Source organism: Acinetobacter oleivorans DR1 (assembly GCF_000196795.1).
GTDB lineage: Bacteria > Pseudomonadota > Gammaproteobacteria > Pseudomonadales > Moraxellaceae > Acinetobacter > Acinetobacter oleivorans.
Genome location: NC_014259.1, coordinates 956,271 through 970,101 on the forward strand (window position 1 = coordinate 956,271; position 13,831 = coordinate 970,101).

The window sequence follows — 13,831 nt, forward strand, 5'->3', positions numbered from 1 at the left end:
ATAAAAAAGCCTCCAATTGGAGGTTTTTTCATAGAAAATTATTTAAGACATTAAAGTCACTGTGTATGAATTTTACAGAATTATATTTAATGTTCTAAATACTTGTTCATATACTCTTCACGAATAGCTGTTCTTTCTTCGCCATTCGCTTTAAGCATACGCTGGCGTAAGTCATTACGCTCTTGTGTACTCATTTTTTGCCATGCTTCACGCATTTTTTCTTTTTCAGCATCGGGAAGTTGAGTAAACCAGTCCATACGTTGCTGTAGGTTCGTACTTTGATTCGCTGGTAACTCTTTTAAGCTCTGGTAGCGTTTAATAACTGCACGTTGTTCCTCTTCAGAAAGAGCATTCCATGTGTCATCAACTTGTGTATTGGCATCCTTAGAAAAAATCCAAAATCGTTCAAAACCTGCAAAACTCGTTTGCAGGAAACTTAATGAACAAAGGATAAGTGCTAATTTTTTAGCTGCCATGTTGTACTTTATCCTCACCCAAGACCATTAGCATTTCTAAATCTTCCACCATTTGTGGAGATAATTTAGGATTTACAATCACTTGATTTTGCGGCTTATCAACAATATCTGCTGAATTAGGTAAAATTACAAAACCTGTGATCGCAGCTGCAAGTGCAAAACCAGACATTTTCCAGACACTATAAAAAGAGGCTGGTTTTTGTTGAATATGGTCAAGCACATGATTCATGACCACTGTTTTATTTTTATGGTGATGTGCCAAACTATCAAGTTTAGACGTCACCTTTTTAGTGAAATCATCATGATTCATCAGAACCTCCCAAGGGATTTAAATGGGCTAAGTACTCTCTAAGTCCCTGAATTGCTCGGTGATAATGGGTTTTTACACTACCTTCAGTACAGTTCATGATCTGAGCTGTTGTGTGTGTGTCAAAACCTTCCCACGCACGTAACATAAATGCCTGTTGTTGACGAACAGGTAGCCTTGAAATTGCTTCTCGAATTTCTTCGATAGTCACTGCTTGATCAAGAAAATCCGCAGGATTAATGGCTTTTTCATCAACTACATCAATAACTTCATCGTCGTCACTATCCAGACTAACTTTTTTGAAGAATGAAAATGGGTTTGCTCTACGAGATTCTTTGCGGCGCCAGTCCTGAAGTTTGTTGTTTAAAATAGTATAAAACAGGGGATACCATTCTTCAGTACTTTTATCGGCATAAGATTTGTGTAAAGCAATAAATGCTTCTTGAACCAAATCCATCGCAATACCTTGTTGACCTTGGGTAGCACTCTCCATCATCACCAAAGCACGACCAGTAACATCTTGCATGAAAACTTTCAGGCGTTGTTCAGCCGTGCTTGCATGAGCACTAGATGTTTCCGATCGAGACTTTTTCGGTGCTAAATCCATGGAGATGGAAAATCCTGTCATTGGACATACCCACCTTATCTTCAATATATCTCTTATATAACGTTGAAAAGAGGTGGGAGGTTGACAACAATCGGTTATTTTTTACTAGTGTAATTGATTTTTTTCACAAATATGTGAGATGTAAAATAAATTAACGTTTTATTGGCGTTGACGAACCATCTCAAAAAAACAAATTGATCCTGCAATTGCTACATTTAAAGACTCTTGTCCACCAGGCTGAGGAATAGTTACAGATTCTGCATGATCTAGGGCGTAATCACTTGCACCTTGGCCTTCATTTCCTAAAATCCAGACACATGGTTTTGAAAGATCTTTTGAGTAAAGACTAGTTGAGCGATGAGAACTTGTAACAAAAACTGGTATTGGAAATTTTGGAAGAATATCTGTGAGTTGGAAGTTTTCAAAACAATGTAAGCTAAAATGAGCGCCCATGCCTGCTCTTAAAACTCGTGGCGACCAAAGTGATGCAGATCCTTGTGTGCAAATAATTTGTTTAATATTTGCTGCCGCTGCTGAACGTAGTAATGTGCCTACGTTACCTGGATCTTGTATATTTTCCAGAATTAAAGTATCTACTTTATAGTCAATTGTTGATGCAGTTTTAGGTAAATCAATAATAGCTAAACAAGGTAAGCTTGTACCAAGTGTGCTCAAATCTCTATATAAAACTTCACTAATAACAAAGATATGACCTTGATGTAGTTCAATTATTTTTTTTAAATCAGTATGTTCTAATGCTTGTTCTGTCGTAAATAAAGAAAAAATCTTCTTTTGCTGTTGTAACCACGTCAAGCAGAGATGGGTACCTTCAAGAACTGTTTGTTGGTGCTTTTTTCGGGCGCTATTAAGTTCGATTAACCCACGCAAATGTTTAATTTTTGCATTGTCTTTTGATTCTAAAAAAATAACCGCCATGAGAAAATATCCAACAAAAGGGCATCATGATACTATGATGCCCTAAATAATTAAAATTATTAATGATAGCTTGTTACACGCTCAACTTCATTTTTAGAACCAATAATTACAGGAACACGTTGGTGAAGTTCTGTCGGTTCAATATCTAAAATGCGAACACGGCCTGTAGTTGATGTGCCACCAGCTTGTTCAATCAGCATACTCATTGGGTTTGCTTCATACATTAAACGTAAGCGACCTGCTTTTTTCGGGTCTTTTAAGTCGTATGGATAAAGGAAAATACCACCGCGGCATAAAATACGGTGAATATCACCCACCATACATGCTACCCAACGCATATTGAAATCTTTTTCACGTACAGATGTTTTACCTGCAAGTAATTCATCAATATATTGTTTTACAGGTTCTTCCCAATGACGTTGGTTAGATGCGTTAATTGCAAACTCTTGAGTATCTGCTGAAACTTGAACATTGTCAGTAGTAAGCAAGAATGTTTGAGTTTCTGGGTCTAAAGTAAAGAATACTACGCCATTTCCTACAGTTAAGGCCATCATGGTTGATGGACCATAAAGTACGTAACCAGCAGCAACTTGCTGTGTACCTGCTTGCATGAAATCTTCTGCTTGGGTTACTGCATTTTTTGCAGGCAGAATAGAGAAAATTGTACCTACACACATATTGATGTCGATGTTACTTGAGCCATCTAATGGATCAAATAAAACTAAATATTTACCATTTTCTTGTGCAGGTGTGAACTCATCAAGCTCTTCAGAAGCGAGGCCACCCACTTGTGGATGAACTTTTAAAGCATCAATTAAATAGTCATTTGAAATCACATCAAGTTTTTTCTGTGTTTCACCTTGAACATTTTCATTACCAGCACTACCCAAAATACCAGCGAGCGCACCTTTTTGTAAGGCTTGATCGATCGTTTTACAGGTGGTGGCGATAGTGTCGATGACTTGAGCCAACTCAGGTGTTAGATTCCCTTTTTGTTGTTGTAAAAATTGGGACAATGTGAGGTTGGACATAAAAAAAGCTCCTGTGCTTCAAGCATCAAAATGAGTCAGATAAATACGTGGCATATTCTAGATGAGAATGTCACAAAATAAAAATTATCTTACTTTATTTGTGTTGGATTTATGCTTACAACCCCCATTTTAAATGGTATGTTGATTATATGACAACGGACTGTATATTTTTAGGAGAATCGAAATGACAACAAAGAAGTTTGATGCTACCCCAACAGCAGGTGAACCAATCAATCTAGATGAAATTTCGAAAGAAAATGTTCAGGAAGCTTGGAAAGACTATGAGGCTAAGCCTGAATATAAAGATTTTAATAAGCATGATTTGATTGAATCTATGCAACATTCTGAAGAAGAAAAGAAATCTTCTTAAGTTGTGTTGTTATAAAAAAACGCTCATAAAATATGAGCGTTTTTTTATGCATATGCCTTATTTTAATAAAGGAGGCACTGCTTCGTAATTAATTTCAACGCGGCGATTTTCTTTCCACGCAGATTCATCATGTCCTGCATTCACAGGAGCTTCTTTACCATAACTTACAGCTTCAAGTTGCTGTGGATTTACACCATTGGTAATTAAGTAGCTTTGTACAGCTTTAGCACGACGCTCGCCTAAAGCCATATTGTACTCACGTGTACCACGTTCATCTGTATGGCCAGTTAATGCAACTTTTGAATTTGCATTTGCCATAAGGAATTGAGCGTGGGCTTGAAGCGTTTGATAGTCTTCAGTAGATAAATCACTACTGTCATAATCAAAATGAACAACGCGTTTAGCCAAAGCAGCTTTATTTGCTTCAGTTACACCTTTCGATGAAGCACCAGCCAAATTTTGAGCATTTAATGCCGCATCTTCACTTAAACCAGATGTGTTAACTGTACTTGGATTTGTGCCAGTTGCAGTAGTTGTTGCTGGTTTGCGGCTAGCACAACCCGTCATTACAAGTGCTACGCTAAGAAAGGGTAAAGCTAAATATTTGATTGATTTCATGATCTTCTCCATCAATGGAATTAAAAGTTATTTTGGTGCCCAAGCTGGTTCACGTACTTCACCTTGTTCACTTGGTAAATTCATACGGAAACGTCCATCAGTAGACATGATAGATAACAAGCCGCGGTTACCTTCACGAGTCGCGTAGACCACCATTTGCCCATTCGGTGAGAAACTTGGTGATTCATCTAAACTGGTTGGAGTAAGAATATTGGTGATGCCAGTATTAATGTCCTGAATTGCAACTTTATAACTGCTGCCACTTGGACGATGAACAAGAGCAATCTTTTTGCCATCTGCACTCAAAGTTCCGCGTGCATTAAATGAACCTTTAAACGTTAGACGTTTTACTGAACCATCAGCAAAGGTATAACGATAGATTTGGGCTGAACCACCACGGTCAGAAGTGAAAATAAACGATTTTCCATCTGGTGTATAACGTGCTTCTGTATCAATTGCCGAGTCGTTTGTCATACGTTTAACTTGGCGAGTTGATAAATCCATTTGATAGATTTCTGGATTGCCATTCATAGATGCTGTGAATAGCATTGATTGACCATCAGGTGAAAAACTCGGTGCGCCATTTAGGCCTTTAAAGCTAGTGAGTACTTCACGTGTTCCAGTAGATAAATCTTGTAGATAAATTGCTGGACGTTTGGTTTCAAAAGAAACATAAGCAATTTTCTTGGCATCTGGTGTCCATGCCGGAGAAAGAATTGGATCACGAGATGACAAAACAGTTTTTGGCTGTTCACCATCGGTATCTGCAATTTGTAGAGTATAACGCTCTGCAGCGGTGGCAGGGTTTCTGAGTACATACGCAATACGGCCACTAAAATCACCAGGAATGCCTGTAAGTGCTTGATAAATAGCATCACTTACCATATGGCCAGCTTGACGTATACGTGAAGCGGGTACATTTAAAAGTTCATTTAAAATGTATTGCTGCTTTTGTACATCATAAAGTTGGTAATGAACTTCAAAACCCGTAGCTGTTTGTTTAATTTGTCCTGTAACTACATATGGAATTCCGGCAGCTTGCCAGTCAGAAGCTTGAATCTGATTGATTGCAGCATTAGCAGGTAAATTTTTAGATGAGCTTGTAAAGCGTCCAGAACGGTTTAAGTCAGTTTCAACAATAGGAGAGAGCCCATTGTCATTATTAAACGGGACAATAGCAATTTTAGGTGCCTGATCTGGTGCTTTAGCAATTTCCAGATATAACTGGGCAAAAGCAGTTGTAGGAGCTACAGGGCTTAATGCGGTGATCAATGCTAAAGATAGCAGGTGTTTGCGGCTCGTATTCATAAGTTTAAAGTCATAGCTGGTATTTTTGTGACTGTTGATTTTGTAGCATAGTTACATGCCTTAAACTATTTAAAGCATGTAACTCTTTCAAAATTATTGCGCTCTAAATGTAGAGGTAACACTTCTTGCTTCGCGTCTTGCATCTGGGTCTGATGGCATAGGATATGGCGCAGAGGCTTGAATTGCGGCCTTAATACTTGCATCTAAAGCATCATCTCCGCTTGAACGCGTGATTACAATTGAATTGACACTTCCCGAATCTGAGAGGGTAAAACGAACACCAACTGTTTTACCACTACTGCCCGTTGGAACATCCCAAGAGCGTCGAATTTTTTGCTCAAAATCACGTCTAGCTGAAGAAGCAACTTTTTTAGCTTCGGCTTTCTTTTGAGCTGCCTCTTCTTGTGCTTTTTGAGCAGATGCAGCTTTTGCTTCAGCCTCTGCTTCAGCTTTACGTTTAGCATCGTCAGCAGCTTTTTGCTGCTTAGCTTTTGCATCGGCGTCAGCTTTGCGTTTAGCGTCGTCATTTGCTTTTTGCTGTTTAGCTTTTGCATCGGCATCAGCTTTACGTTTAGCGTCGTCATTGGCTTTTTGCTGTTTAGCTTTTGCATCGGCATCAGCTTTACGTTTGGCATCTTCATTTGCTTTTTGCTGTTTAGCTTTTGCATCGGCGTCAGCTTTACGTTTAGCATCGTCAGCAGCTTTTTGCTGCTTAGCTTTTGCATCGGCGTCAGCTTTACGTTTAGCATCGTCATTAGCTTTTTGTTGCTTAGCTTTCGCATCTGCGTCGGCTTTACGTTTAGCGTCGTCATTAGCTTTTTGTTGCTTGGCTTTCGCATCTGCGTCGGCTTTACGTTTAGCATCATCATTAGCTTTTTGTTGCTTGGCTTTTGCCTCAGCTTCAGCTTTACGTTTAGCTTCTTGCTGGGCTAAAAGTTTAGCATTTTCAGACTTTTGAGCCTCACGTTTCAGCTTTGCATCGGTCTCAGCTTTACGCTTAGCCTCTTCAGCGACTTTTTGTCTAGCCTTAGCATCTGCTTCAGCTTTCGCACTTTGTTCGGCTTTGCGTTTTTGTTCAGCTTCCGCTCTTGCTTTAGCTTCAGTTTGACGTTTAGCTTCAGCCTGCTGCTTTTGTGCTTCCTCTACACGTTGCTGCTCTGTTGCTTGTTTAGCTTTCGCCGCTTCCTCAGCCTTGCGTTTTTGTTCAGCTAATTTTGCTTGCTGTGCCTGTTCGACCTTTTGCTTTTGAGCAGCAAGTTGTTGAGCGGTTGGAGGAGGAGGCGTAGCCGGAAGATTTTCAGGAAGCGTTTCATCCACAATAGGGGTTAACACCTCTTTTGCTTCATTGGTAGCTGTAGTTTCTTGTTCAACTTCTTTGGCTAAAGGAGGAGGTAAATCTTCTGGCTTAACTAAAATAGTTGTTAGCTTTTTTGGCTGTTCAGGTGGTTTACTCAAGCCTAAAAAAAGCAAGCCAACAATGGCAATTGCATGAACTCCTAGTGTGAAGCTCAATGCAATCGCATTTTGTTTAAAGTGTGGCTTTTGATTTTTATTCATAGCTTATTTTAAAGGCTCTGTCAGAAGGCCAACTTGAGTTAAACCTGCTTCTTGTAAACTTGCCATCAATGATACGACTTCTCCGTAAGGACGAGACTTATCACCATTGACTAAAACTGTGAGTTGTTTATTTTCTTGTTCAGCTTGCTTTTGAGCATCGCTTAAAACTTCTTCAAGTTTTTCACGAGACAATGGTTCACTATCTTTGTAATCTTCATACTGAAGATAAATATTGCCATCTTTACCAATGGTGACCATGGCTGGCATATCTTTTGATTCGATTGGATGGTTATTTGCTTGAGGTAAATCGACTTTAATACCACTAGTAATCATGGGAGCAGTCACCATGAAAATAACCAAAAGTACAAGCATAACGTCAATATAGGGTACGACGTTCATATCACTTTTTAGTGGTTTTTTTATACGCTCAAAGCGCCCTGAACGCTGAATTGCCATTATGCATCTTCCTGTGATGAACCCACAGACTGACGTTGCAATAAGGCAATCATCTCTTCAGCAAATAAAGCACGATCAGAGTAAACACTTTCACTTTTAGAAGTGAAGTGGTTAAAAGCCAATACAGCAGGAATTGCAGCAAATAAACCAATTGCGGTTGCAATAAGTGCTTCGGCAATACCTGGTGCAACAGTTGCCAAAGTGACTTGATCAACAGCAGCTAAACCGATAAATGCATTCATAATCCCCCAAACGGTACCGAATAGACCGATGTAAGGAGCTACAGAGCCAATACTTGCTAAAGTACCTAAGCCGTATTCTAGGTGGCTCTGATCACGACTCAAACCTACACGTAAAATACGTTCAGTTCCTTCAATCGTTTGTGAAACAGGGGCCTGACGTTTTTTAAGTTTAAAAAATTCACTCAACCCTTGATAAAAAATATCTTCAAGACCTGAGCGTTTTGAGTTGAGCTGAGCATTGTTGTAAAGCGTATTGAGTTCAGCACCCGACCAGAACATTTTTTGGAAATGTTCATCTTCTTGATGGGCTTTTTTATAACTCATATGTAACTTGGCAATCAGATACCAACTAAAGATTGATGCTAACAATAAAATTAGCATGACCAACTGAACGACTGGACTTGCCTGTAAAATAAGGTCAGAAATATGCAGGGTTGATTCAATGTTTGTTGCCATAGTTACATATGCCGGTTGTTTTTTTAGTCTTGTTCCAATTCTTTACGAATAAGATCACGTATTTCTTCTGGAAGACGACGAGCTACAAGTTCTTTGCTTAAACATGCCAACTCAACCTCGCCAGAAGCAAGCAAGATTTCACCACGATAAATATTTTGTTGCAACACAAATGACGCAGCTTTACATGAAACTACACGTGCTGTAACAGTAATTAAATCATCCATTAAAATAGGACGCATGTATTTTACGTCAATTTTGTGTACGACAAAGTTGTAGTCTTTTTGATGCCAGTAATGATCAACGCCAGAAGCACGGAGCCATTCAGTACGAGTACGTTCCATATAGCGAATGTGGTTGGCATGGTAAACAATACCGCCTGCGTCCGTATCTTCAATATAAACACGAATGTTGAATTCAAAATGATTCGCCATGAGAGGATTCCGTTTTAGTTCACTATAGAGCTTTATATTTAAAATATGGCTTTGAATAAAACATTAGTTCTATTCAAAAGCCATACATCTGCTTTTAAATACGGGGCAGTTTAGCAGATTGCATACTAAGTCCTATGGCACAACCTTTCAATTGCGATTGTTGAATTTCTAATCTAAAAACGCTACATCTTATGGCTAGCAAGCTTTTTAAGTTAAGAGGGCTTCCATGAAGTTTGGACTTGTTTTGATATATTCGGATAATCTAATACGAACCTTACATGTAGCTCGGTTCCAGTTTTTAAGGCCTTGTTATCTACAATAAAATAGGGATTATGATTCGGTGCAGCCTGGCTTAAGTCTTGATTTTCTGGTGTAGCCCCTAAGAAAACAAAAAATGAGGGCATTAACTTGCCATAATAGGCAAAATCTTCACTAGCGCTTGCATTGTGATCAAGTACATGTAGTTTTGAATCTCCTACAACTTTGGCTAATGTTGGCTGAATAAGTTGAGTAAGGGTTTTATCATTCATGGTTACTGGTGCATAAGGTGCAATTTCAACTTTAGCAGTTACATCATTGGCTTGAGCATTATGCTCTATCATGACTGGTAAACTTTTTAAGATATTATTTCTTATTTCTTCGTTATTAGAGCGAATGGTGCCAATCATATTGACTTGTTCGGGAATCACATTTCCTGCTGTACCACCTTGAATATTGCCAATACTGACTACGCCCATACCTTGGGTTAGATCTGTTCTTCGGCTAATAAGACTTTGTAAATTATTAATCATTTGTGCCGATGCATAAATTGGATCTCTGCCTAACCATGGCGTCGAACCATGAACCTGCTTGCCGTTGACCTGAATACGTAAGTGGTCTGCACTATTTAAAATGGCACCATCTTTATAATAAAGATGACCACTTTTCATACCCGCAATGACATGCATTCCAAAAATAGCTTCTGGTTTGTAGTCTTTAAAAGCACCATCAGCGATCATTTTTCGTGAACCGATTTGATCACCCTGAGTGAAGTTATCTATATCTGCACCACCTTCTTCAGCAGGTTGGAAAACAAAAATAACTGTGCCCGATATTTTATCTTTATTCGCAGCCAAAATTTTTGCCGCACCTAATAACATTGCAGTGTGTGCGTCATGTCCACATGCATGCATCACATAAGTTTCCTTACCTTGATAAATTGCTTTTTGTTTACTGGCAAAGGGAACACCACTCTTTTCTTCCATAGGTAAAGCATCCATATCCGCTCTAAGTGCGATAATAGGGCCGGGTTTATTACCTTTTAAGATGCCAATTACACCGGTTTTCGCATAGCCTGTTTTGACTTGAATGCCATAAGACTTTAATTCTTTTTGAACAAGGGCAGAGGTTTTAAATTCCATATTGCCGAGTTCAGGGTGTTGGTGAATGTTTTGTCTTAGCTGAATAATCTGATTTTCATTTTGTTGAGCAGCATCGGTAACCCAATCTGCTAGGCTCAGCTGACTCATTAAGGCAAGTGGTAAAAATAAAGCGGCTTTCTTATACATGTCCTTATCCTAAAAATATTATTGTTCATAAGATTTAATATCTAGATTTCTTATAATTCAGTTTTTAAAAATATTAAAAAATCAATAAGGTATAAAGAAAGACTTAAAAGGTATCGAGTAACTAATCTATTGATAAGAAAATAATTATTTGAGTCGGAAGAATAGAAGAATTAAAAAAGGAAGAGAAAACTCTCTTCCTTTGATTAGTTTTTAGGCTCAGGTGGTGTCATTCCAAACTGTAAATAAGATTGGTTTGTTGCAATGCGACCTCGCGCGGTACGCATCACATAACCTTGTTGAATTAAATACGGTTCAATCACATCTTCAAGTGTGCCGCTATCTTCAGCCATTGCTGCTGCAAGCGCTTCGACTCCAGCAGGGCCGCCATCAAAACGCTCTAGCAGCATGCTCAAATAACGGCGATCTAGGGTGTCTAAGCCAGCTTTATCAACATTGAGCATATCAAGCGCACGCTGTGCCATTTCATGGGTCACTTCGCCTGTGCCTTTTACTTGGGCATAGTCACGAACACGTCGTAATAAACGATTGGCAATACGTGGTGTACCACGTGCACGGCGTGCAACTTCTTCTGCGCCCTCAACAGTAATGGGTACATTCATCAAGTTTGCAGAGCGTGACACAATATGAGTGAGGTCTTCTACAGAGTAAAACTCAAGACGTTGCACAATACCGAAACGGTCACGTAGAGGTGAGGTGAGCAAACCTGCACGTGTTGTAGCCGCGACCAGTGTAAACGGGGGTAAATCGAGTTTAATTGAACGAGCAGCAGGCCCTTCACCAATCATAATATCTAATTGGTAGTCTTCCATCGCTGGATAAAGAATTTCTTCAATCACTGGAGAAAGGCGGTGAATTTCGTCAATGAACAAGACATCGCCTTCTTCAAGGTTGGTAAGCATTGCAGCTAAGTCACCCGCACGCTCCAAAACTGGCCCCGAAGTAGATTTAAGATTACCGCCCATTTCACGCGCAATAATGTTGGCAAGTGTGGTTTTACCCAAGCCGGGTGGACCAAAAATCAGCGTGTGATCGAGTGCTTCACCACGACCGCGAGCAGCGCCAATGAAAATTTCCATTTGTTCGCGTACTACAGGTTGCCCAATATAGTCGGCAAGTGAAGTTGGTCGAATCGCCCGATCAAAATGATCTTCTGGTTTTTCTGCTCCACTGATTAAACGGTCTTGCATAAGTGTTTTACTTCATCATTGATTTTAGAGCAGCGCGAATAATATCGGCTGATTCGGTGTAATCGGCTTTAACAGCAGCAACAGCTTTTTGTGCCTCAAGTGGCTTGTAACCTAAAGATTGCAAAGCTGCTTCTGCTTCTGCCACAGGAGAGTTTGCAGCAAACTGAATTTGAGGCAGGGTAGTCGTAGAAGAAGTTCCTTGAGCCAGTGTTTTGAAACGGTCACGAAGTTCAATCATTAAACGCTCGGCTGTTTTTTTGCCAACGCCTGGGACTTTTATTAACGTGTTGATGTCGTCATGTTCAATCGTGTGCACTAGTAACTCAACACTTAACGTCGATAGAATCCCTAATGCCATTTTCGGGCCGACACCATTTACTTTTAATAAGGTGCGGAAAATTATTTTTTCTTGAGCATCACTGAAACCGTAAAGCTGTTGAGCATCTTCGCGGACAACCAAATGCGTCCATAACGTAACTTTTTGGCCTTTTTGTAATTGGCAAAATGTTGAAAGTGGCGTATCAATTTCATAACCCACACCATTTACATTCAGTAAGACAGTAGGGGCTTCTAGGGCAAACACTTCGCCAATTAAACATCCGATCATAGATTAGTTTCACTTATTCATAACTGTAAATCTGGTCGTTTTAACACTAATTGAAAACGACACTGGTTTTATTTCTTTCTATATTAAGCCAGCTTAAAACAAACCAATTTTATTACCTTGTAGCTCTTGAGCCAAGCTATAAGCCTGATGATCTGAAAACTTACTGATAATATCGAGTACTTGCATAATATTGCTGTAATGATTATTGCTAAAGTTAGCACCATACAGATTAAGGATAGACATTAAACGTTGTTCTTTAAAGCTTAAAGATTTATGTGGTGTGGTCAGCGGTACAAATGCATCCAAAATTGTTTGTAAACTTTGATGCGCAATAATTTCTAAGCCAGACTTTTGTGGATGCTCAAAAATTTTATCACGCGCCAGATTTTTGGCTGTTTCGATACCAATAGCAATATCAGGTGAGCAATATTGTAAAAGGTTACCTTTAAGCTGACCTGTAATGATTTCATAATGATGTTTAGCAAAGGCTGTAGTGACTTCATCTACAAGCCGTTTCATGACACGACCACGTAATGCCGAAATCTTTTGTTGCCATGTACTATTTGGATGTGACAATTCTTCAGGCTGACCATAGTCGGCAATAAGGTTTAAGAAAATTGGCTCAACTTCTTGGTAACTCAGCATATTTAAGATAATGCCATCTTCTAAGTCAATTAAGGCATAGCAAATGTCATCCGCAGCTTCTAACAAATAGGTGAGCGGGTGACGGCAATAATGGTATTCACCTAATTGAATAAGTCCGAGTTGTTCTGCAATCTGTTTTAAAATTTCTTTTTCAGATTGATAACAACCAAACTTTGCTCGTTGATGAGAAGGGCGATCACCTTGTGACGCAATCGTTTTTGAAAGCCATGGATACTTTAAATAAGCACCTAGGGTTGCATAGGTTAAGCGCATTCCTCCATCATTTGGATGATAGTCAATGCGACTTAATAAACGTAATCCTTGAGCATTACCTTCAAACTGGCGAACATCTGCTTCCTCTTCAGGACTTAATTTCTTCAAAAAATCATCATGTGAAGCATCGTCAAACCATTCGCGAATCGCATATTCACCCGCATGCCCGAAAGGTGGGTTTCCAATGTCGTGGGCAAGACAGGCTGCTTGAATAATTGCGCCGACATCGGCAGGGGAAATCCAGACGGGTAATTCATTTTTTATTTTTTCTGCAGCAAGCATACCCATTGAGCGGCCAATACAGGAAACTTCAAGTGAGTGAGTTAAACGGGTATGAATGCCATCATGCTGTGCGAGTGGGTGAACTTGCGTCTTACGGTTTAGCTGACGAAAACTTTGAGAAAATATAATACGGTCATAATCTTTATGGAATGGGCTACGAGCCAGTTCTGTACTGCTTTTTTTACTACCTAAACGAACTGCAGAAAGCAGCTCTAACCAACGCATTTGTTCCATTTATCATTATTCAAAACTGTAAAACCTGATCATGCCAAAAAAAAGTTAAAAGCACTAGCTTGGTGCGACATAGTTTGTCTTAGTTCAGGTTTTATTATGTTATTGAATAAACATGAAACAATTTATTTTTAGCTAGAATGCCTAAAAAAATGATTTTGAACAAAAAACTACTCACTTCTTGCAGAATTAGGTTACAGAATACTGATTCTACATCTAGCTGATTTTAGCAAGAAGCAGTAG

Annotated in this window: 16 protein-coding genes; 1 reads left to right on the forward strand and 15 read right to left on the reverse strand. The window is 39.2% G+C overall.

The features are described 5' to 3' along the window. Nucleotides 1–86: 86 nt before the first annotated feature. The 5 genes from AOLE_RS04445 to AOLE_RS04465 all read right to left on the reverse strand — a co-directional run bounded on the left by AOLE_RS04445 (nt 87) and on the right by AOLE_RS04465 (nt 3,357). Nucleotides 87–476 carry a DUF3106 domain-containing protein gene (locus AOLE_RS04445; RefSeq protein WP_004790640.1) on the reverse strand — a complete coding sequence of 130 codons (390 nt, stop codon included), beginning with the start codon at nt 474–476 and terminating at the stop codon, nt 87–89. Beyond that, a complete protein-coding gene (locus AOLE_RS04450) occupies nt 466–786 on the reverse strand; it encodes a hypothetical protein (RefSeq protein WP_004643705.1) in 321 nt (106 codons plus the stop codon). The genes AOLE_RS04445 and AOLE_RS04450 overlap by 11 nt, the downstream gene beginning before the upstream one ends. Beyond that, entirely contained in the window at nt 776–1,390 is a 615-nt protein-coding gene (locus AOLE_RS04455) for an RNA polymerase sigma factor (RefSeq protein WP_013197068.1), read from the reverse strand. The genes AOLE_RS04450 and AOLE_RS04455 overlap by 11 nt, the downstream gene beginning before the upstream one ends. A 159-nt stretch (nt 1,391–1,549) precedes the next feature. Beyond that, a complete protein-coding gene (locus tag AOLE_RS04460) occupies nt 1,550–2,326 on the reverse strand; it encodes a TrmH family RNA methyltransferase (RefSeq protein ID WP_013197069.1) in 777 nt (258 codons plus the stop codon). Nucleotides 2,327–2,385: 59 nt separating this feature from the next. Beyond that, nucleotides 2,386–3,357, reverse strand: coding sequence for a class 1 fructose-bisphosphatase (locus AOLE_RS04465; RefSeq protein WP_013197070.1), 972 nt, complete (start codon nt 3,355–3,357; stop codon nt 2,386–2,388). Nucleotides 3,358–3,541: 184 nt separating this feature from the next. Here AOLE_RS04465 and AOLE_RS04470 point away from each other — a divergent pair, with 184 nt between their 5' ends. Further along, entirely contained in the window at nt 3,542–3,727 is a 186-nt protein-coding gene (locus AOLE_RS04470; RefSeq protein ID WP_004790651.1) for an NF038105 family protein, read from the forward strand. Between the two features lie 57 nt (nt 3,728–3,784). Here AOLE_RS04470 and pal read toward each other — a convergent pair whose 3' ends face one another. From pal to AOLE_RS04520, 10 genes are all read right to left on the reverse strand, one after another. Further along, entirely contained in the window at nt 3,785–4,345 is a 561-nt protein-coding gene (gene pal, locus AOLE_RS04475; protein ID WP_013197071.1) for a peptidoglycan-associated lipoprotein Pal, read from the reverse strand. Nucleotides 4,346–4,372: 27 nt separating this feature from the next. Next, complete coding sequence (gene tolB / locus AOLE_RS04480) at nt 4,373–5,653, reverse strand: Tol-Pal system beta propeller repeat protein TolB (protein ID WP_013197072.1); 1,281 nt, start codon at nt 5,651–5,653, stop codon at nt 4,373–4,375. 93 nt (nt 5,654–5,746) lie between these two features. Further along, a complete protein-coding gene (gene tolA / locus AOLE_RS04485; RefSeq protein WP_013197073.1) occupies nt 5,747–7,210 on the reverse strand; it encodes a cell envelope integrity protein TolA in 1,464 nt (487 codons plus the stop codon). 3 nt (nt 7,211–7,213) lie between these two features. Further along, nucleotides 7,214–7,666: a protein TolR gene (gene tolR / locus AOLE_RS04490; protein WP_003650231.1), complete on the reverse strand. Its 453-nt coding sequence runs from the start codon at nt 7,664–7,666 to the stop codon at nt 7,214–7,216. Next, nucleotides 7,666–8,364, reverse strand: a complete 699-nt coding sequence (tolQ, locus tag AOLE_RS04495) for a protein TolQ (protein ID WP_004790660.1) — start codon at nt 8,362–8,364, stop codon at nt 7,666–7,668. The genes tolR and tolQ overlap by 1 nt, the downstream gene beginning before the upstream one ends. A 23-nt stretch (nt 8,365–8,387) precedes the next feature. Then, on the reverse strand, nt 8,388–8,795 hold the full coding sequence (ybgC, locus tag AOLE_RS04500) for a tol-pal system-associated acyl-CoA thioesterase (RefSeq protein ID WP_004699892.1): 408 nt from the start codon (nt 8,793–8,795) through the stop codon (nt 8,388–8,390). Nucleotides 8,796–9,007: 212 nt separating this feature from the next. After that, nucleotides 9,008–10,342, reverse strand: a complete 1,335-nt coding sequence (locus AOLE_RS04505) for a M20 family metallopeptidase (RefSeq protein WP_013197074.1) — start codon at nt 10,340–10,342, stop codon at nt 9,008–9,010. Between the two features lie 203 nt (nt 10,343–10,545). Continuing rightward, nucleotides 10,546–11,550, reverse strand: coding sequence for a Holliday junction branch migration DNA helicase RuvB (gene ruvB / locus AOLE_RS04510; protein WP_004790665.1), 1,005 nt, complete (start codon nt 11,548–11,550; stop codon nt 10,546–10,548). Nucleotides 11,551–11,557: 7 nt separating this feature from the next. After that, nucleotides 11,558–12,157 (reverse strand): Holliday junction branch migration protein RuvA, encoded by a 600-nt coding sequence (gene ruvA, locus AOLE_RS04515; RefSeq protein ID WP_013197075.1) that lies wholly within the window; start codon nt 12,155–12,157, stop codon nt 11,558–11,560. A 93-nt stretch (nt 12,158–12,250) separates the two neighbouring features. Beyond that, nucleotides 12,251–13,591 carry a deoxyguanosinetriphosphate triphosphohydrolase gene (locus AOLE_RS04520; protein ID WP_004790671.1) on the reverse strand — a complete coding sequence of 447 codons (1,341 nt, stop codon included), beginning with the start codon at nt 13,589–13,591 and terminating at the stop codon, nt 12,251–12,253. Between the last annotated feature and the right edge of the window lie 240 nt (nt 13,592–13,831).